The sequence below is a fragment of the Bifidobacterium sp. LH_491 genome (assembly GCF_056356495.1).
In genome coordinates this window covers 629,744-649,739 of record NZ_JBKEUI010000001.1, presented here as the reverse complement: position 1 = coordinate 649,739, position 19,996 = coordinate 629,744, and the positions used below count along the sequence as shown (strand labels likewise).

General features: G+C 60.3%; 14 protein-coding genes and 1 tRNA gene. 7 read left to right on the top strand and 8 right to left on the bottom strand.

Annotation, left to right across the window (positions count from 1 at the left end; all coding sequences use genetic code 11):
• Positions 1-2: 2 nt before the first annotated feature.
• The 6 genes from AC1AWK_RS02230 to AC1AWK_RS02205 form a co-directional block, all read right to left on the bottom strand.
• A complete protein-coding gene (locus tag AC1AWK_RS02230; protein WP_476567763.1) occupies positions 3-1,199 on the bottom strand; it encodes an MFS transporter in 1,197 nt (398 codons plus the stop codon).
• Between the two features lie 339 nt (positions 1,200-1,538).
• Positions 1,539-2,738 carry an elongation factor Tu gene (gene tuf, locus AC1AWK_RS02225; RefSeq protein ID WP_476567761.1) on the bottom strand — a complete coding sequence of 400 codons (1,200 nt, stop codon included), beginning with the start codon at positions 2,736-2,738 and terminating at the stop codon, positions 1,539-1,541.
• A 167-nt stretch (positions 2,739-2,905) separates the two neighbouring features.
• On the bottom strand, positions 2,906-5,035 hold the full coding sequence (gene fusA / locus AC1AWK_RS02220; RefSeq protein WP_476567760.1) for an elongation factor G: 2,130 nt from the start codon (positions 5,033-5,035) through the stop codon (positions 2,906-2,908).
• A 28-nt stretch (positions 5,036-5,063) separates the two neighbouring features.
• Entirely contained in the window at positions 5,064-5,534 is a 471-nt protein-coding gene (rpsG, locus tag AC1AWK_RS02215; protein ID WP_476567758.1) for a 30S ribosomal protein S7, read from the bottom strand.
• Positions 5,535-5,539: 5 nt separating this feature from the next.
• Positions 5,540-5,911 (bottom strand): 30S ribosomal protein S12, encoded by a 372-nt coding sequence (rpsL, locus tag AC1AWK_RS02210; protein WP_003808601.1) that lies wholly within the window; start codon positions 5,909-5,911, stop codon positions 5,540-5,542.
• A 303-nt stretch (positions 5,912-6,214) separates the two neighbouring features.
• Positions 6,215-6,290, bottom strand: a tRNA-His gene (locus AC1AWK_RS02205).
• Between the two features lie 192 nt (positions 6,291-6,482).
• Between AC1AWK_RS02205 and AC1AWK_RS02200 the strand changes: the two genes are divergently transcribed.
• The gene (locus tag AC1AWK_RS02200; RefSeq protein ID WP_476567756.1) at positions 6,483-7,508 is read left to right on the top strand and encodes a threonine aldolase family protein; all 1,026 of its coding nucleotides are present in this window, start codon (positions 6,483-6,485) and stop codon (positions 7,506-7,508) included.
• Between the two features lie 21 nt (positions 7,509-7,529).
• On the opposite strand, the gene AC1AWK_RS02195 is transcribed toward AC1AWK_RS02200, so the two are convergent.
• Positions 7,530-8,696 (bottom strand): glycosyltransferase, encoded by a 1,167-nt coding sequence (locus AC1AWK_RS02195; RefSeq protein ID WP_476567754.1) that lies wholly within the window; start codon positions 8,694-8,696, stop codon positions 7,530-7,532.
• Between the two features lie 56 nt (positions 8,697-8,752).
• Between AC1AWK_RS02195 and purT the strand changes: the two genes are divergently transcribed.
• From purT to AC1AWK_RS02180, 3 genes are all read left to right on the top strand, one after another.
• Positions 8,753-10,117 (top strand): formate-dependent phosphoribosylglycinamide formyltransferase, encoded by a 1,365-nt coding sequence (purT, locus tag AC1AWK_RS02190; RefSeq protein ID WP_476567752.1) that lies wholly within the window; start codon positions 8,753-8,755, stop codon positions 10,115-10,117.
• 199 nt (positions 10,118-10,316) lie between these two features.
• The gene (purC, locus tag AC1AWK_RS02185; protein WP_476567750.1) at positions 10,317-11,069 is read left to right on the top strand and encodes a phosphoribosylaminoimidazolesuccinocarboxamide synthase; all 753 of its coding nucleotides are present in this window, start codon (positions 10,317-10,319) and stop codon (positions 11,067-11,069) included.
• A 103-nt stretch (positions 11,070-11,172) separates the two neighbouring features.
• Positions 11,173-14,904 carry a phosphoribosylformylglycinamidine synthase gene (locus AC1AWK_RS02180; RefSeq protein WP_476567748.1) on the top strand — a complete coding sequence of 1,244 codons (3,732 nt, stop codon included), beginning with the start codon at positions 11,173-11,175 and terminating at the stop codon, positions 14,902-14,904.
• A 123-nt stretch (positions 14,905-15,027) separates the two neighbouring features.
• Here AC1AWK_RS02180 and AC1AWK_RS02175 read toward each other — a convergent pair whose 3' ends face one another.
• Positions 15,028-15,837 (bottom strand): histidine phosphatase family protein, encoded by an 810-nt coding sequence (locus AC1AWK_RS02175; RefSeq protein WP_476567746.1) that lies wholly within the window; start codon positions 15,835-15,837, stop codon positions 15,028-15,030.
• 238 nt (positions 15,838-16,075) lie between these two features.
• Between AC1AWK_RS02175 and purF the strand changes: the two genes are divergently transcribed.
• The 3 genes from purF (at position 16,076) to purD (ending at position 19,991) form a co-directional block, all read left to right on the top strand.
• Positions 16,076-17,572 carry an amidophosphoribosyltransferase gene (gene purF / locus AC1AWK_RS02170; RefSeq protein ID WP_476567745.1) on the top strand — a complete coding sequence of 499 codons (1,497 nt, stop codon included), beginning with the start codon at positions 16,076-16,078 and terminating at the stop codon, positions 17,570-17,572.
• Between the two features lie 100 nt (positions 17,573-17,672).
• Complete coding sequence (purM, locus tag AC1AWK_RS02165; protein ID WP_476567743.1) at positions 17,673-18,707, top strand: phosphoribosylformylglycinamidine cyclo-ligase; 1,035 nt, start codon at positions 17,673-17,675, stop codon at positions 18,705-18,707.
• 24 nt (positions 18,708-18,731) lie between these two features.
• Positions 18,732-19,991 (top strand): phosphoribosylamine--glycine ligase, encoded by a 1,260-nt coding sequence (gene purD, locus AC1AWK_RS02160; RefSeq protein ID WP_476567741.1) that lies wholly within the window; start codon positions 18,732-18,734, stop codon positions 19,989-19,991.
• Positions 19,992-19,996 lie beyond the last annotated feature (5 nt).

The following is a 19,996-nucleotide window of genomic DNA, read 5'->3' as shown; positions in this document are numbered from 1 at the left end:
GGTCACTGTATGACGGTCGCACGCTTGCAACGCAACCCCTCGTGCATCAATACCATAACCACCAGCAGCACACCCAGCACCGCCGGATACCAAGCAATTGACGTCGCTTGCGCCACCACTCCGAACACAGGTGGCATCACCAACGAACCGATATAAGCGCTGGCCATTTGCACACCGACGATAGCCTGAGACTTATCCGCGCCAAAATAAGCGGGCGTCGAATGGATCACACACGGATAAATCGGCGCACAGCCCAGCCCCACAACCACCAGACCGACCAATGCCACACCAGTGACGGTAGTTGGCATAGCAACCAGCAGCACACCAGTCAGCAATACGGCCTGTCCGATGCGAATCATCACCGGATCGGACCAACGCATGGTCATAAAACCGCTGATAAAACGCCCTATGGTAATGCCCACGTAGAACAGGCTCGCCCAACTGGCCGCCGTCACACGATCCACACCGCGGAACAGCACCAAATAACTACTTGCCCATAATCCAGCCGTAGATTCGATAGCACAATAGCAGAAGAACATCACTAGAATTTCCTTGGCACCGGATATGGCGAGAATCTGCCCCAATCCCAACGGCTTGTCAGCTATAGGCGCATCGCCCTCCTGCGACTGATGGGTGCCAGAAACCGCCGCAGAGCGGCCCTTCCACAGCGGCAGACTGAATACCAACATGATAGTCAGCACCACCTGGATGATGGCAATATATCGGTATCCCCACGGCCAACCTTGCCCATGCTGTAGGGCGTACCCCATAATGTACGGGCCTACTGAAGCACCCACACCCCACATGCAGTGCAGCCAGCTCATATGACGGCTTTCATAATGCACTGCCACATAATTGTTCAACGCGGCGTCAACACCACCTGCACCAAGCCCATACGGTATTGCCAACGCCACCAATGTCCAGTAATTCGGCGCAATCGAAAAACCCGCCAAGGCGAACGCCGTCATTGCCACGGACACCACGGTGACACGCCCCGCTCCCCAACGCAGCGTCATACGGTCCGACAGCAGCGCCGAAATGATAGTGCCAGCGGAAATCACCATGGAAATACCACCTGCCCATGATACCGGAGCATGCAAATCCTGGCTCATGGTTGGCCAAGCGGCACCTAACAGCGCGTCAGGAAGCCCCAAGCTAATAAATGCCAAATAAATAACACCCAATAACAGGCTTACCATTCGTACCCTCCCCTACGTCCGTCTTCGGCGGCGTACCGCCATGAGGTTCCTGCAAGTCCTGTCACATTCAATCACGCTTCCTCACCACACACACCGATGACACACCTTATTGATTACCCCTACCGCCATGTAAGAGTACGTTACGCATGATTTCTCTATGAACAAACGCGTAAGGGAAACGTAACGGCGCAATTCTGCGACGCAGTTTGTACTGTTCTATGCGTATTGCCCCTACAAGTAGCAGGAAGCCCCGCTGCAACCAGCGGGGCTTCCTGCCGTTACGTCGGTGTTTGCCATGCTCGCGGAGATGCGAACAGACAGCTACACCATACCGATCTCTCAGCCGAGGATCTTGGTGACTCGACCCGAGCCAACCGTGTGGCCACCCTCACGCACAGCGAAGGTCAGGCCCTCTTCCATAGCGATCGGCTGGATCAGCTCTACGGTGAAGGTGGCGTGATCGCCAGGCTGCACCATCTCGACGCCTTCCGGCAGGGTGATGACACCGGTAACGTCCGTCGTACGGAAGTAGAACTGCGGACGGTAGTTCGAGAAGAACGGTGAATGACGGCCGCCTTCGTCCTTGGTCAGGACGTAGACTTCGCCTTCGAACTTGGTGTGCGGGGTCACGGAGCCCGGAGCGGCCACAACCTGGCCACGCTCAACATCCGTGCGGCCCAGACCACGCAGGAGCAGACCGGTGTTGTCGCCAGCCTCGCACTCGTCCATCTGCTTGTGGAAGGTCTCGATGGAGGTGACGGTGGTGCTCTGCGTGTCGCGGATACCAACGATTTCCACGGTGGTGTTGATGGCGAGCTTACCACGCTCAACACGACCGGTGACAACCGTACCACGGCCGGAGATGGTGAAGACGTCCTCGATCGGCATCAAGAACGGCTTGTCCAGATCGTGAACCGGGGTCGGAATGTACTCGTCGACAGCCTTCATGAGTTCCTTGACGGACTCAACCCACTTCTCGTGATCCGGAGCGTCGTCGTGCAGCGCGCCGTAAGCGGAGGTGTGGATGACCGGGCAGTCACGATCGAAGCCGTTCTCGTCGAGGAGGTCACGGACCTCTTCCTCAACGAGCTCAACGAGCTCCTCGTCCTCGACCATATCGCACTTGTTCAGCGCGACGAGGATCTTCGGAACGCCAACCTGACGGGCGAGCAGCACGTGCTCGCGGGTCTGAGCCATCGGGCCGTCGGTGGCGGCCACCACGAGGATGGCACCATCCATCTGCGCGGCGCCGGTGATCATGTTCTTCACGAAGTCGGCGTGGCCCGGGCAGTCGACGTGAGCGTAGTGACGCTCTTCCGTCTGGTACTCGATGTGGGCGATGTTGATGGTGATACCACGCTGCTGCTCTTCCGGAGCGGCGTCGATCTGGTTGAAGTCGTAAGCCGGGTTGACATCCGGGTACTCCTCGTGCAGCACCTTGGAGATGGCCGCGGTCAGGGTCGTCTTGCCGTGATCGACGTGGCCGATGGTGCCGATGTTAACGTGCGGCTTAGTACGCTCGTACTTTTCCTTTGCCATTGTGTTGTCCTCCTGGACGTCTCGTAGTTTGCCCATGCCGTGCGCAGGGCACTCGCTACAGTGTACTGGGTTTCTGGGTTATGTGCCACATTGGTGCCCGCACCCAGTCAACGCTACAGAATACTAGCGCTGACTGGGGACAGTTGCCACCTATGCGGCTGCGCGTGTCACTCGCCGCGCTGGGCCTTGATGATTTCGTCCGCGACGTTCTTCGGAACCTCGGCGTACGAATCCATCTGCATGGTGAACATGGCGCGACCCTGGGTCTTCGAACGAAGATCGCCGATGTAGCCGAACATCTCGCTCAGCGGCACCTTCGCGTCGATCACCTTGACGCCGGTGGCGTCGGTCATCGACTGAATGCTGCCGCGGCGGGAGTTCAGGTCGCCCATCACGTCGCCCATGTACTCTTCCGGCGTGCGGACTTCCACAGCCATAATCGGCTCGAGGATGACCGGATTCGCCTTCGGAGCAGCTTCCTTGAAGCACATGGAGCCTGCGATCTTGAAGGCCATTTCCGAAGAGTCGACGTCGTGCGTCTGACCATCGGTGACGGTCGCCTTGACGCCCACCACCGGGAAGCCGGCCAACACGCCGGATTCCATGGCTTCCTGCACACCAGCGTCGATCGACGGAATGAACTCCTTGGTGATGTGGCCACCGGTGACTTCGTTGGAGAACTCGTAGGTCTCGCCATTTTCGGTGTCCAGCGGCTCGAAGTTCATCAGGACCTTCGCGAACTGACCGGAACCACCGGTCTGCTTCTTGTGCGTGTATTCCTGGTTCATGACGGCCTTGCGGATGGTCTCGCGGTACGCAACCTGCGGCTTGCCAACGTTGCACTCGACCTTGAACTCACGACGCAGACGATCGACGATGATGTCGAGCTGCAGCTCGCCCATGCCGGAAATCAGGGTCTGGCCTGACTCTTCGTCGGTCTTGACCTGGAAGGTCGGATCCTCGTCGGACAGCTTGGCCAACGCGATGCCCATCTTCTCCTGGTCGCCCTTGGTCTTCGGCTCGACGGCCACCTCGATCACCGGATCGGGGAAGGTCATCGATTCGAGCGAAATCGGAGCCTTTTCGTCGCACAAGGTATCACCGGTGGATACATTCTTCAAACCAACGAACGTATAGATGTTGCCGGCTTCGGCGCCATCAACCGGATTCTCCTTGTCGGCGTGCATCTGGAAGATCTTGCCGACGCGTTCCTTCTTGCCCTTGGTCGAATCGAGCACGTTATCACCGGGCTTGACGGCACCGGAGTAGACACGCACGAACACGAGCTTGCCGTAGAACGGGTGGGTCGAAATCTTGAACACGAGAGCAGCGAAGGGATCGTCTACCGAGGGGTGGCGATCGATTTCGATGGACTCGTCCTTCGGATCGAAGCCCTTGATCGACGGTACGTCTTCAGGAGACGGCAGATAGTCGATCACGGCGTCAAGCATCGGCTGCACGCCCTTGTCCTTGAAGGCGGAGCCGCACATCACCGGGTACGCCTCGCGGGCGATGGTGAGCTTGCGGATACCGGCGCGGATCTCGTCCTCGCTCAGTTCGCCGGATTCAAGGTACTTCTCCAGCAACGCCTCGTCGGATTCGGCAACCATGTCGAGCAGCTCGGCGCGGTAGGTTTCCGCCTTGTCCTGCAGGTCGGCCGGGATATCCACGGTGTCGTAGTGAGCGCCCATGTCGTCCTTGACGTCATTCCAGACGTAGGCCTTCATGCGGATCAGATCGACGACGCCGGCGAACTCGTTCTCGGCACCGATCGGCAGCTGCACAACCAGCGGAGTGGCGCCCAGCTTTTCCTTGATGGTGTCCACCGAGTAGTAGAAGTCAGCGCCCAGCTTATCCATCTTGTTGATGAAGCAGATACGCGGAACGCCATACTTGTCGGCCTGACGCCACACCGTTTCGGACTGCGGTTCCACGCCTTCCTTGCCGTCGAACACGGCAACGGCACCATCGAGCACGCGCAGAGAGCGCTCCACCTCGGCCGTGAAGTCCACGTGACCGGGGGTGTCGATGATGTTGATCTGGAACTTCTGATCCGCGTCATGGGTCTGGCGGTTCCAGAAGCAGGTGGTAGCCGCAGACTGGATGGTGATGCCGCGTTCCTGCTCCTGAGCCATGAAGTCCATGGTCGAAGCGCCATCGTGGGTCTCACCGATCTTGTAGTTCTTGCCGGTGTAGTACAGGATGCGCTCGGTAGTGGTGGTCTTACCGGCATCGATGTGCGCCATGATGCCGATGTTACGAACCTGATTGAGGTCGTTAAGCACGTCTTGTGCCATGAGTGTTCCTTACTCTCGTTTGGCCTAATTACCAGCGGTAGTGAGCGAAGGCCTTGTTCGCCTCGGCCATCTTGTGGGTATCCTCACGACGCTTGACGGAGGCGCCAAGACCGTTGGAGGCGTCGAGAATCTCATTGGCCAAACGCTCGGCCATGGTCTTCTCGCGACGAGCACGGGAGAAATCGGTCAGCCAGCGCAGCGACAGCGTGTTCGCACGGGCAGGCTTGACTTCGACCGGCACCTGGTAGGTGGCGCCACCGACGCGGCGGGAACGCACCTCAAGGCTCGGGCGGATGTTGTCCAGGGCGCGCTTGAGCACGGCCACCGGCTCCTGCTCCGTCTTTTCCTTCACCATATCCAGCGCGGAATAGACGATGTCCTCGGCGATCGACTTCTTGCCGTCGAGCAGGATCTTGTTGATGAGCTGCGCCACGACCGTCGAACCGTAGATCGGATCGGGCAGCACCTGATGCTTCTTGGAGGGTCCTTTACGTGACATATTGCTTACTTCGCCTTCTTTGCTCCGTACAGGGAACGACCCTGCTTGCGGTCCTTGACGCCCTGGGTATCGAGTGCACCACGCACAATGTGGTAACGCACGCCCGGCAGATCCTTCACACGGCCGCCGCGCACGAGCACGATGGAGTGCTCCTGCAGGTTGTGGCCCTCACCGGGGATGTAGGCGGTGACCTCGACGCCCGAGCTCAGGCGCACACGGGCAACCTTACGCAATGCCGAGTTCGGCTTCTTCGGGGTGGTGGTGTATACACGGGTGCACACGCCGCGACGCAGCGGGCTGCCCTTCAAGGCCAAAGTCTTCGACTTCTTCGGTTTGGCCTGACGTCCCTTACGGACGAGCTGTTCAATCGTAGGCAACTTAAGTTCTCCGATTCGTTGGTTCTTCTACTGTCGTGAGACCGCCACACTGCGCCTCACTCCCGACGAATCGTCGACATAGCGAAACAGCCCAGTCCACCGGCCCGATGGCCCCTTCCCCTCGGCGCACGCATTACTGCGAGGCTTCACCGAGGACGGGGATATCCCAACGCGTACACCTGTTACATAAGGCGTACCGTTGGCACACACGAATGTTTATGATACTGACGCTATGGACAAGGACGCGCCGATATCGTAATTCCGCAACAACAAAAACCCGCAGCTTCAACAGCTACGGGTTGATGGGGTGGATAACGCGGCTCGAACGCGCGACCTTCTGAACCACAATCAGATGCTCTACCAACTGAGCTATATCCACCATGTGGCACCACCGTCTTGCAACGGCCTGGCGCAACAGATGGTTACTATACACGATTTTGCGAAAAGGGCATATTGACATGGCAACGGCGTGTCGCAAGACATTGCCGCAGGACTTCCCCGCACCGCGATACACTGCATCACGCATTACAACGCATAACTGATTACCCTTACCTCGTTAAGGAGCTCCATCATGCTGTCGTTCGACAACGATTATTCCTGCGCGGCGCACCCCGCCATCTTGGCTCGACTCGCCGAAACCAACACCACCGCCTATCCGGGATACGGCAGCGACGCGGTATGCGACAGCGCCAAGGAACGCATCCGCACCGCCTGCGCCGCCCCCGACGCCCAGGTGTGGTTTCTCGTAGGCGGCACCCAAGCCAACCAAACCGTCATCGACGCCATCACCCCACCCTACGCCGGCGTGGTCAGCGCCGACACCGGACACGTCAACGTTCACGAAGCCGGAGCCATCGAATACACCGGACACAAAGTACTGACCCTGCCGCACCACGAAGGCACCTTCGACGCGCAGCAGCTGTTCGACTACTGCGCCACCTTCTACGGCGACGACAACCACGATCACATGGTGTTCCCCACCACCGTCTACATCTCGCAATCCACCGAATACGGCACACTATGGCACCTGGAGGAATTGCGCCAACTGCGTCAGATCTGCGACAAGTTCTGCATGAAACTGTTCGTCGACGGCGCGCGACTGGGCTACGCGCTCACGGCCGAAGGCAACGACGTGTCGCTGTCCGACCTAGCCGAGCTCGCCGATGTATTCACCATCGGCGGCACCAAAGTCGGCGCCATGTTCGGCGAAGCGGTGGTGTTCCCCCACGGCGACGCCCCCGCGCATTTCCTCACACGTATCAAGCAGCACGGCGCACTGCTCGCCAAGGGATGGCTGTTGGGCCTGCAGTTCGAGACGTTGTTCGCCGACAACCTTTATGTGACCATCGCCCAGCACGCCAACGACGCCGCCAAGCGCATCCGACAATCGTTGCGCGACAAAGGCTATACACTGTCGTTCGACTCGCCCACCAACCAAATCTTCATTACCGTGGACAACGCCACCGCCGAGGCGCTCCGCCAGCGCGTGCGATTGGGATTCACCGAACGTTTGGACGACGAACATGTCATCTTGCGCATCTGCACCAGTTGGTACACCACTGACGAACAAGTGGACGAGCTTATCGCCCTGCTGTAATAAACCAGCCGGCACGCATCATCACCGGCGCGTGCCGGCCCGCTCCATCGCATCGCGCGCCATCTGAGCAAACGCCTGCACCGACGAAGCCACCGAATAGCGTTCCCGCGCACGCTCGGCATACCGCTGCCCCCACTGGCGGCGACGCTCGTCGTCATCCAGCCACCAATCGATGCGATTCGCCAGCATCGCGCAGTCACGTACCGCAAACAACGACTCATCGCACAAGGCAAACTGGCTGGTGGCGCTTAACTCCGACGACGCGATAATCGGCACCAAACCACACGCCATCGCTTCAATAACACTCAACGATTCGATATCCGCAATCGACGGATGCACCAACAGATCACAGGAACGCAGTACCTGAGGCATTTGGTCGTTACGATGGAATCCAATACTGGCCGGGCGCGCCAGCAGCCGCGACGAGCGGAACCGCAGATACCGCCGCAACGGTCCCGTACCGCAAATCGTCAATTCGATATCCTGCGCATGACGGCACATCGCTACCGCTTTGATCAACGTAATGTGATCCTTCTCACGGGTCAACCGTCCGCTCGCCACCACACGATACGGATGCGCCGATGCGGTAAGCGCCGAAGGATCGGGCGAAAACCGCGGAGCATAGCCGTTGGAAATTACCCGAATGCGTTCGCCGTCATACCCATGGGCTCGCAACTGGGCGGCAATCATCTCCGTCGGCGCGTGAATGGCATCCACCTTATCGTACAGCCAACGGCGAAACAGCCAATACAGCGCCGCGCTCATCCCAGGCAGCTTGCGTAACGGACCGGCCGAGTACATGATGTTCTCCGGCTGCACATGAAAACCAGCCGTCACGGCGATACCCATGCGACGCGCCACCTGGCACGCCTTACGGCCAAAAGCGAATGGCAGATACACATGCACAATGTCCGCTCCCTGAAACGCGGCGCGGAACAACGCCTCATCCGGCTCGGCAAACCGCATCTGCTGCTTATGCGCCAGCCACGATGCCACCGGCACATGACGCTCCCTGGCTCCATACCGAGGCGCGCCAATGCCCACAAGCCGCACCTCATGACCTTGACAGCGCAACTCGTGCGCCCATTGCAACGCTGAATTCGACGTGCCATTACCCTGCGTATCCACCGTGTCCATCACCATCACCACGGTTAACGGGCGCGTCGGACGCTGTTCACTCTCCTCCATGCTTTACATCGTACGCCACCATATAAAATTCGCGTGCCAATGGCACAATACGCAATATGAGCACTCACCAATCTTGCGCCCATGCATCACATGATTCCACCAACCTCAATGCCACCGCACCGTCATGTCCGGCCTGCGATGCATCCGACACAAGCATCCCTGCGGTCGTAGACCGCGAACTGGGAACGCCGTTGAGCGAACACGCCACACGGGTCCTGATGCTCGGTTCGGGAGAGCTGGGCAAGGAAGTCGTCATCGAATTGATGCGATTGGGCGCCTGGGTATGCGCAGCCGACTCCTATCCCGGCGCGCCTGCGCATCACGTCGCCAACGCATGCCGTGTACTTGACATGAGCGACGCCACCGCGCTGCGCGCGCTATTCGACGAGATCAATCCCGATATCATCATTCCCGAGGTCGAAGCCATCGCCACTTCGGAACTGTCAGCCGCTGCCTCACGCGGCACGCATGTGGTGCCCAGCGCCAATATCGCCGCCATCTGCATGGACCGCGAACGTCTGCGCACGCTCGCCCATGACGAGCTTGGACTGCCGACCACGAATTTCCGTTTTGCTGCAACGCTAGAAGAACTGCGACATGGCGCCGCAACCGTGGGATATCCCTGCGTCGTCAAACCGGTGATGAGTTCGTCGGGACACGGCCAGTCGATCGCCCGAAGCCCCGAAGACATCGAGGCGTCATGGTTGGAGGCGCAGCAGGGCCGTCGCGCCGCCCATGAGGGCGATGTGTGCCGCGTCATTGTTGAAACCTTGGTGCCGTTGGCGTATGAGCTTACCGTGCTCACTGTCGCGTCCAGTGCGGGAATTGTGGCCTGCGCTCCCATCGGTCAGCGACAGGATCATGGCGATTATCGTGAGTCCTGGCAGCCGGCGCAGGTGCCTGACGCGGTGGTGCGGCAGGCCAGCGACATCGCCCGCCAAGCTGTGTCGGGCTTGGTGGCCGACGCCCTGATGCACGGCGAATACGGCTGGGGCGTCTACGGCGTGGAACTGTTCGTGCTTACCGACGGCAGCGTGCTGTTTAACGAAGTGTCCCCCCGACCGCATGACACCGGTATGGTCACGATGATGTCGCAGCGGCTGAGCGAGTTTGCCCTGCATGCGCGTGCCGTGCTGGGATTGCCCGTCACCGACGGACATGTGGCGTTGACGTTGCGCGAAGGTGAGGTGGCTGCCAGCCATGCCGTGGTAGTGCAGGGCGACGGCGAAGTGACGTTCCGCCATATGGCGGATGCCTTACGTGAGCCCGATACCGACGTTCGGCTGTTCGGCAAGCCCGCCGTCCACGGGCACCGCCGTATGGCCGTCACGCTGGCGATTGGCGCCGACGAGGGGCAAGCCCGCGAGCGTGCGACCAACGTGGCCGAGCACCTTGCCATCGCCGTGCGGCCAATCCTGTGATAATTCCTCCCACTCCAGGTGACGTACGATAAGCCGACCGTCACCGCTGTTTGCCGTCTGCGCATCTCCACAATGAGACACTCAGACGGCAAACGTATAAATACACGCGACACATCTTCGTATGTAGCCTCCCGTTGCTAGCCTTGCACACGTCAGACACCCTGAAATCCAACCCACACACAATACGGGAAGGCACGTCATGGAGAAGTTGGAACGCCTCTACGAAGGCAAAGCCAAAAAACTGTACGCAACGGATGATCCAGAGGTGCTCTGGGTCGAATACATGAATCAGGCCACCGCCGGCAACGGCGCGAAAAAAGCCCAAATCGAAGGCAAGGCCAGTTTGAACAACCGCATCACCTCCGTGATATTCGACCTCTTGAAGGCCAGCGGCGTCGACAGCCACTTCATCAAGCGGATCAGCGATACCGAACAGCTGGTGCGTTCCATGCGCATGTTCCCGCTGGAAATCATCATGCGCAACACCGCCGCCGGCTCGTTCGCCAAACGCTACGGCATCGAAGAGGGCACGCCCTTGCGCAAACCGATTCTAGAATTCTGCCTCAAGTCCGACGATTTGGGCGACCCGTTCATCAACGATGACGGCATCGTCGCCCTAGGGGTCGCCAGCGAGGACGAACTTGCGGCAATCTCCCGTCAGGCCCGCGCCGTCAACGACGCACTGCTCGACATCTTCGGCGCCGTCGACGTGCAATTGGTCGATTTCAAAATCGAAGAAGGCATCACCAGCGACGGCACCATCCTGCTCGCCGACGAAATCACGCCCGACACCTGCCGTCTGTGGGACCGCAAGCACGGTGGAGACGCCGTCGAGCATCTCGACAAGGATCTGTTCCGACGTGACTTGGGCAACATCATTCCCGCCTACGAGGAAATCTACGCACGCTTGAAGGCACTTGCCGACTCGCGAGGCATCGTACCTTCCGAATAATCAAGAAAACCCGCGTCGGGCAGCCGCCCACGCGGGTTTTCCTTTCCCCTTCTCAACCGATCAATACAAACTCCGACACGACCAAGAGAACAGGACAATACCCGTGGTCTTTCGCGTATATGTGGAAAAGCAACCTGGCTATGACGTCGAAGCGACGCAGCTGGCAACCGAACTCACCGACATTTTGGGCATCGACGCTTTGACCGGCGTGCGCATCATCAACCGATACGACGCCGAAGGCCTCAGCGAAGCGCTTTTCGATCAGGCCGTACCCACCGTATTCAGCGAACCGCAGGTGGACCGCGTATTCCGTGAGCTTCCCGAGGTCGGCGGCGATACCCTATTCGCCGTAGCGTTCCTCCCCGGACAGTTTGACCAGCGTGCCGAATCCGCCAGCGAGTGCATTCAGCTCATCAGCCAAGGCGAACGCCCCACAGTACGCAGCGCCAAAGTATACGTGCTCTCCGGAACGCTCAGCGCCGATGACATCGACGCCATCAAGCGCTACGTCATCAACCCCGTGGAAGCACGCGAAGCCAGCTTGCAGACGGTGGACACCCTGACGATGAATGTGGCGCAGCCCAAACCGGTGGAAATCATCGACGGTTTCATCGATTTGGACGAGGAAGGCCTGCGCACCTTCATCGCCGAACGAGGCCTGGCCATGGACGTGGCCGACGCGCTGCTGTGCCGCGACTATTTCCGCGCCGAACGCCGCAACCCAACCATCACGGAAATCAAGGTCATCGACACCTACTGGTCCGACCACTGCCGCCACACCACCTTCGGCACCCAACTGGACCATGTCACCATCGACGACGACACCGTGCGCCAGGCATTCGAACGCTATCAGGCCATCCGACGGGAACTGGGACACGACGATCGTCCCGTCACCCTTATGGACATGGGCACCATCGGCGCCAAATGGCTCAAGCACGAAGGCATCCTGACCAATCTTGACGAATCCGACGAAATCAACGCCTGCACGGTGAAAGTTACCGTGGACGTCGATGGCAAGGACGAAGACTGGCTGTTCCTGTTCAAGAACGAAACCCATAACCATCCCACCGAAATCGAGCCCTTCGGCGGCGCGGCCACCTGCATCGGCGGCTGCATCCGCGATCCACTGTCGGGACGCTCCTACGTGTATCAGGCCATGCGCGTCACCGGCGCTGCCGACCCCACCGTGCCGGTATCGCATACCCTGGCGGGCAAGCTCCCCCAGCGCAAGCTCGTCACCACCGCCGCGGCCGGATACTCCTCCTACGGCAACCAAATCGGCTTGGCCACCGGTCAAGTGCAGGAAATCTACCATCCGGGCTACGTCGCCAAACGTATGGAAGTCGGCGCGGTAGTCGGCGCCACGCCCGCCGGTCATGTGCGCCGCGAAGAGCCCGGCGCGGGCGACGCCATCATCCTGCTCGGCGGACGCACGGGACGTGACGGCATCGGCGGCGCGACCGGATCGTCCAAATCGCAAAACGTCGAAAGCCTGCAGGATTGCGGCGCCGAAGTCCAAAAAGGCAACGCCCCGATCGAACGCAAACTGCAGCGCCTATTCCGCCGCGGCGACGCCTGCCGCCTCATCAAGCGATGCAACGATTTCGGCGCGGGCGGCGTGTCCGTAGCCACCGGCGAAATCGCCGGCGGTCTGCGCATCAACCTCGACGCCGTACCGAAGAAATACGAAGGCCTCGACGGCACCGAACTGGCCATCTCCGAATCCCAGGAGCGCATGGCCGTAGCCGTGGACGCCGCAGACGTCGACACGTTCCTCGCCTACGCACGCGAGGAAAACCTCGAAGCCACCGTCATCGCCACCGTCACCGAGGAACAGCGTCTGGTGATGGAATGGAACGGCGACACCATCGTCGACATCTCCCGCGAATTCCTCAACACCAACGGAGCGGCCAAGCATATGGACGCCCACGTCGAGCACGGCGAACGCTACGCCACGCCGTGGCAGCAAGGCTCGTTCTCCCAGCGGATGCATGCCTTGGTCAGCGACATCAACCTTGCTTCCAACAAGGGTCTTGCCGAACGCTTCGACTCCACCATCGGCGCGGGCACCGTGCTGATGCCGTTCGGCGGACGCCGTCAGCTCACCCCCGCGCAATCCATGGTCGCCAAATTCCCTGTATTCGGCCACACCAACACCGTCTCCGGCATGGCATGGGGGTTCAACCCGTACATCATGGAACGCAACCAATTCACCGGTGCGTACCTGTCCGTGGTCGAAAGCCTGTCGAAACTGGTGGCCACCGGCTTCGACCATACCCGCGCCTACCTGAGCTTCCAAGAGTATTTCGGCAAGCTGTTGGACCAGCCACAGCGCTGGGGCAAGCCCGTCGCCGCCGTGCTGGGCGCACTGATGGCACAGCTCGATCTGGGTGTAGGTGCCATCGGCGGCAAGGATTCGATGAGCGGAAGCTTCGAGCACCTCGATGTGCCACCCACGCTGATCAGCTTTGCCGTGGCGGTCGATAAGGTCGACCATATCGTCTCACCCGAGCTCAAGAGCAGCGACCACCGCATCATCCGCATCGCGCCACGCTATGGCGAAGATGGCCTCACCCCCGACCGCGAGGCGCTGCTGGGCGCCTTCACCCTGGTGGAGCAGCTGGTGCGTTCCGGTGCAGCCAAAGCCATCAGCACCCCCGGATACGGCGCCACCGCACACGCTTTGTTCTCCATGATGCTGGGGAACCAACTAGGCGTTGCTCTTGACGACACAGTGGATGTGGACTCCCTATTCGCACCGGCATACGGTTCGTTCCTCGTCGAACTTACCGACAACGCCGCAATGCCCACCGCACCCGAAACGCTGTCCGGACTGCTCGACGTGCGGCAGATCGGCGTCACCACTACGGCATACGCGCTGCGCACCGCGCAGGAGACCATCGACATGCAGGAATTGCAGGAAGTATGGGAGCATGGCATGGAAACCGTGTTCCCCTACCGCGCCGACGGCGAGGAAGTGCCCACCGTGCGCTTCTGCGGCAGCACCACCGCCCGCAAGGGAGTGTCCATCGCCAAGCCGCGAGTCGTCATCCCCGTCTTCCCCGGCAACAATTGTGAGTATGACGCGGCCGCGGCCTTCGAACGCGCCGGAGCACAGGTCGACACGCTGATCATCAACAATCTCGACGCCCATGCGATCGCCGAATCCACCGATGCTTTGGCCAAGGCCATCCGCTCCAGCCAAATTGTCATGATTCCCGGCGGCTTCTCGGGCGGCGACGAACCGGATGGCTCGGCCAAGTTCATCACGGCCTTCTTCCGCGCGCCGCAGGTCAGCGATGCGGTACGCGATTTGCTGCACAACCGCGACGGCCTGATGTTGGGTATCTGCAACGGTTTCCAGGCGTTGATCAAGCTTGGTCTGGTGCCGTTTGGAGACATCACTCCCATGGATGCCTCCTGCCCGACGCTGACGTTCAACACCATCGGACGGCACCAAAGCCGTCTGGTGCGCACGCGCGTCGCGTCCACCCTGTCGCCGTGGCTGGCCCGCACCCAGGTCGACGACGTGCATACCGTGGCCATTTCGCACGGCGAAGGACGCTTCGTCTCCTCGCCCGACATGCTGGCGCAACTGGCCGCCAATGGCCAAATCGCCACCCAGTACGTCGACGAGCAAGGCCAGCCCAGCATGGCGCTGGACGTCAATCCCAACGGCTCGATGCTTGCGGTCGAAGGAATCACCAGCCCGGACGGCCGCGTCTTTGGCAAGATGGGTCATTCGGAACGTTCCGGGCAGGGCCTGTACCTCAACGTTCCGGGCAACACCGACCAGCCGCTGTTCGAAGCCGGCGTGGCGTACTTCACCGCGTAACGCCACCCATTGGTGTGTCTCGCGTGGGCTTGGTGGCATGCGAGACACACCCCGGCCATGGGCGGCCGTCCGCAACAATCGCGGGGGTAACCGTCTGGGGGCAAACGCCGGACGGCATCGTAACTATAGGTGCGGATTGACGGCGTGCACCACCGATACCAAGTCCCCGTTGGACATCATCGGCTTGCCGAAATGCCGCCACGGTTCGACCTGAACATGCCAGCGCCCCTGCTCATCCACCACGGGACGGGCAGTCTGCTCCCAGCACATACGTGATGAAGTCAGTCCCGTATGCGGGTCGCGGCGCGAATAATGCAAACACGTACAGTTGGTGATCTGCCAGGCGTCATCCTCGCACCGCCGCAAAAACTCCTCGTCGACAATGTCTTCCAGCGTCAGCATCAATGCCTGCATGAAGTCGCCATGCGACACCGCCACCACGGTTTGCGCCTCGGCACGGCGGTTGAGCGACGTAAGCAGGTTATGCACGCGATCCTCCGCCACATCGGCGATGGACTCGCCCGCCGGCGGACGCCAATACAACGGATCGGTGCGTTTGAACATCCAATTGCGCGGATAGTTGTCCCGAAACTCGTCTCGCGTGATGGTGCTGATTTCGCCCCACGACCGTTCGCGCAGCACCCGGCACTCCTCCCACTTGGCTTTGGGCAGCGCCATCGTCGCCGCAGTTTCGCGCGTGCGCACATACGGCGAAACCAGATACCGGTCGAACACTGGCTGTTGGCTGACCAACCATCGCCCGATGCAATCCGCTTGCCGCCTCCCCACCGCGGTAAGACGCCACGAACGGTCAGGCACGGTAACATTGTCCTGCGTAAACAGCGAATTATCCCCCCGCTCGCCAGCCTTGACAATAACATTTGCCTCCGATTCGCCATGACGAATCACATATAAATCTAACGGCATACCCATAGCGGTTCCCTTTCCGGTACATGCGCCGGCATAGATGCCAGACAGCTTTGCGACATCCAATACCATCATGATTGATACGTTCCACGGTAACACCGCATGCCGATGCCATGAATCCTGGACCTGCCGTCACGCGACACCACAACGCCTACGCTTGTTAGCCCTGATTGGTAAGGTGAAGAGGTATCGACAGGCGATACTCCTTGCATCCTTACAACCAACGGAAAGGAAGTCGCTGGGCATGTCCGCTGAGCTCGAAGACATCCATGAGGAATGTGGCATTTTTGGCGTGTGGGGGCATCCTGATGCCGCTCGTCTGACCTACTTCGGATTGCACGCACTGCAACACCGCGGACAGGAAGGCGCCGGTATCGTATCCAACGACGGCGGCCACCTGCATGGTCACCGAGGGCTGGGGCTCCTCACCAAAGTATTCTCCGACGAACGCGACATCGTGCGACTCAAAGGCGACAAAGCTATCGGCCATGTGCGGTACGCCACATCCGGTTCCGGCTCCACCGACAATATCCAGCCGTTCATCTTCCGGTTCCATGACGGTGACGTCGCTCTGGGACACAACGGCAACCTCACCAACTGCCGCGCGCTCAAGCGCGAGCTCGAACAGGAAGGCGCCATCTTCCACTCCAATTCCGACACCGAAGTGCTCATGCACTTGATCCGTCGTTCCGAACAACCCACGTTCATGGACAAGCTCAAGGAAGCGCTCAACACCGTACACGGCGGCTTTGCCTATCTGCTGATGACACCCGATGCCATGATCGGCGCGCTGGATCCCAACGGCTTCCGACCACTTTCCCTGGGCCGCATGAAAAACGGTGCCTACGTACTCGCCTCGGAAACCTGCGCGCTGGATATCGTCGGCGCCGACCTGGTGCGTGACATCCGCCCCGGCGAAATCGTCGTGGTCAACGACGACGGCTACACCATCGACACCTACACCGACCGCACACAACTGGCGATCTGTTCGATGGAATTCATCTACTTCGCCCGCCCGGACTCCAATATCTACGGCATCAACGTCCATTCCGCCCGCAAGCGCATGGGCGCACGGCTGGCCGCAGAATCACCGGTCGAGGCGGATATGGTTATCGGCGTCCCCAACTCCTCGCTGTCCGCAGCTTCTGGCTACTCGGAGGCCACCGGCATCCCCAACGAAATGGGTCTGATCAAGAACCAGTACGTAGCCCGCACGTTCATCCAACCCACCCAAGAGTTACGCGAACAGGGCGTGCGCATGAAGCTCTCCGCCGTGCGCGGCGTGGTCAAAGGCAAACGCGTCATCGTACTCGACGATTCCATTGTGCGCGGCACTACCTCCCGACGCATCGTGCAACTGCTGCGCGAAGCCGGAGCGTCTGAAGTACACATGCGTATTTCCTCGCCGCCACTGAAATATCCCTGCTTCTACGGCATCGACATTCAAACCACCCGCGAATTGATCGCCGCCAAAAAAAGCGTCGAAGAAATTCGCGACTACATCGGCGCCGATTCGCTGGCATTCTTGAGTCTCGACGGACTTGTCGAATCCATCGGCATGCACGATGACGCGCCCTACGGCGGCCTGTGCGTAGCCTACTTCAACGGCGACTACCCCACCGCCTTGGATGATTACGAAGCCGATTTCCTGGCTTCTCTCACCCCGGAGGACCAAGTGCGCCTACCACGGTTCGCCCAAACCGACAGCGACTACGAAGGTAACGAATATACCTTGAGATAACAGCTTCGCGGTGTTCGACACGACAGGTCGAACACCGCGTATTGTTGTTCCACGCAATCAGCACAAGCCACACGCGGCATCACTCACAGAAAGGTTCCTCATGCCACACGCTTATGAAAACGCCGGAGTCAGCGTGGAAGCTGGCTACGAAGTCGTCAAACGCATCACCTCGCACGTCAATCGCACCGCACGCCCCGGGGTGATGGGCGGCATCGGCGGATTCGGCGGGTTGTTCGACCTCGCTTCCCTAGGCTACCGCGAACCGGTGCTGATATCCGGTACGGACGGCGTGGGCACCAAGCTCATGGTCGCCAACATGGCCGGCAAACATGACACCATCGGCATCGACTGCGTGGCCATGTGCGTCAACGACATCGCCGCGCAAGGCGCCCAGCCGCTGTTCTTCCTCGACTACATCGCCTGCGGCAAGAACGATCCGGCGCTGCTGGAGCGCGTGGTATCCGGCGTGGCCGACGGTTGCGTGCAGGCTGGCGCCGCGCTTATCGGCGGCGAAACTGCGGAAATGCCCGGCATGTATGATGCCGACGAATACGACTTGGCCGGCTTTGCGGTAGGTGTTGCGGAACGCAGCGCCATCGTCGATGGATCGAGCATCGCGCAAGGCGACGTGCTCATCGGCCTGCCCTCCAGCGGCGTGCATTCCAACGGTTTCTCCTTGGTCCGCAAGGCCTTGTTCGAACAAGCCGGCTACACGGTGGACACCGTGCTGGACGAATGCGACGGCCGTACGCTTGGCGACGTGTTGCTTACTCCCACCACCATTTACGTGCAGGCCCTCAAGCCACTGTTTGCGGCCGGCGTGGTCAAGGGCGTCGCCCACATTACCGGCGGCGGATTCATCGAAAATATTCCGCGCATGATTCCCGACACTCTAGCGGTACGCATCGAGCAAGGCTCCTGGCCCATCCTGCCGATTTTCGACGTTATCGAACGCGCGGGCAGCATCGATCATGCGGAAATGTTCAACATTTTCAACATGGGCATCGGCATGGTGTTGGCAGTTGACGCCGACCAGGCCTCGCACACCCTGGAGCTGTTGCGTGAACACGGCGAACAGGGCTATGTCATCGGCTCGGTCATCGCCAAGAACGGCGATGACGTGGAACTGGCGTAACGCGGCCAACGGGAAGGAAACGACATGAAGGTACTGGTCATCGGTTCGGGCGCGCGAGAGCACGCCATCGCCCACACGTTACTGCGCTCGGCAAGCGTCGAAGAAGTCACCGTCGCCCCCGGAAACCCCGGCATGGAACGCGACGGCATACGCACTACGCAGCTCAATGTCTCCAATCATGCCGCGCTAATCGACTTCGTCAACGACAACAGCTACGACTGGGTATTCGTTGGACCGGAAGTGCCGCTCATCGAAGGTATCGTCGACGATTTCGAACAGGCTGGCATTGCGGCGTTCGGCCCGTCCAAGGCCGCCGCGCAAATCGAAGGCTCGAAGGACTTCGCCAAGCAGCTTATGGCTCGGCACCATATACCCACGGCACGCTATCGCACCTTCGATGAGCTGGATCCCGCCAAAGCATACGTCTTGCACGAGGGCGCCCCCATCGTCATCAAGGCCGACGGATTGGCCGCCGGCAAAGGCGTGACCGTAGCCATGGATATCGACACGGCGGTAGCCGCGCTGGAGGATATTTTCATCGACCATCGCTTCGGCACGGCGGGTGCCAAAGTGGTTATCGAGGAATATCTGGAAGGCCAGGAATTCTCGCTCATGAGCTTCGTGGACGGCGAACGCTTCTGGCCCATGCCCATCTCGCAAGACCACAAGCGTGCCTACGACAACGACAAAGGCCCCAACACCGGCGGCATGGGTGCGTATAGCCCTGTCCCGCAAATCGGACAAGACGTCATCGACACCGCCATCGACACCATTGTGCGTCCCACCGTGCAAGCCATGGTTGCCGAAGGCACGTCGTTCCGCGGCATTCTCTACGCGGGACTGATCGCCACGGCAGACGGGCCGAAGGTCATCGAATTCAACGCACGTTTCGGCGATCCGGAAACCGAAGTGATTCTCCCCCGTCTCACCTGCGATTTCGGCAACGCCATCGCCACCTTGATGCAAGGCGGCGACCCGCAGTTCACATGGCGCGACGACGCGACCACGCTGGGCGTGGTACTGGCCGCTGACGGATACCCAGGCGAGCTGACCACTGGCGCGCTCATCCCCGACTTCCCCGTGGATGAGCACACACATGTGTACTACGCCGGTGTAGCCAACGGCGAGCACGGCCTGCAGTCCGCTTCCGGCCGCGTACTGCTCGTGCAAACCACGGCCGACAATATTCGCCAAGCCCAACAGCGGCTGTACACGATGCTCGAAAGCGTGGACACCTCCGGCATGTTCTACCGGCACGACATCGGAGCCAAGGCGCTGCAATAAGCGGT

Bases quoted from the DNA above. Each gene is read 5' to 3' on its own strand.
- AC1AWK_RS02230 (WP_476567763.1), bottom strand. From the start codon at position 1,199: ATGGTAAGCCTGTTATTGGGTGTTATTTATTTGGCATTTATTAGCTTG.
- tuf (WP_476567761.1), bottom strand. From the start codon at position 2,738: ATGGCAAAGGAAAAGTACGAGCGTACTAAGCCGCACGTTAACATCGGC.
- fusA (WP_476567760.1), bottom strand. From the start codon at position 5,035: ATGGCACAAGACGTGCTTAACGACCTCAATCAGGTTCGTAACATCGGC.
- rpsG (WP_476567758.1), bottom strand. From the start codon at position 5,534: ATGTCACGTAAAGGACCCTCCAAGAAGCATCAGGTGCTGCCCGATCCG.
- AC1AWK_RS02200 (WP_476567756.1), top strand. From the start codon at position 6,483: ATGCTGTCGTTCGACAACGATTATTCCTGCGCGGCGCACCCCGCCATC.
- AC1AWK_RS02195 (WP_476567754.1), bottom strand. From the start codon at position 8,696: ATGGAGGAGAGTGAACAGCGTCCGACGCGCCCGTTAACCGTGGTGATG.
- purT (WP_476567752.1), top strand. From the start codon at position 8,753: ATGAGCACTCACCAATCTTGCGCCCATGCATCACATGATTCCACCAAC.
- purC (WP_476567750.1), top strand. From the start codon at position 10,317: ATGGAGAAGTTGGAACGCCTCTACGAAGGCAAAGCCAAAAAACTGTAC.
- AC1AWK_RS02175 (WP_476567746.1), bottom strand. From the start codon at position 15,837: ATGGGTATGCCGTTAGATTTATATGTGATTCGTCATGGCGAATCGGAG.
- purF (WP_476567745.1), top strand. From the start codon at position 16,076: ATGTCCGCTGAGCTCGAAGACATCCATGAGGAATGTGGCATTTTTGGC.
- purM (WP_476567743.1), top strand. From the start codon at position 17,673: ATGCCACACGCTTATGAAAACGCCGGAGTCAGCGTGGAAGCTGGCTAC.
- purD (WP_476567741.1), top strand. From the start codon at position 18,732: ATGAAGGTACTGGTCATCGGTTCGGGCGCGCGAGAGCACGCCATCGCC.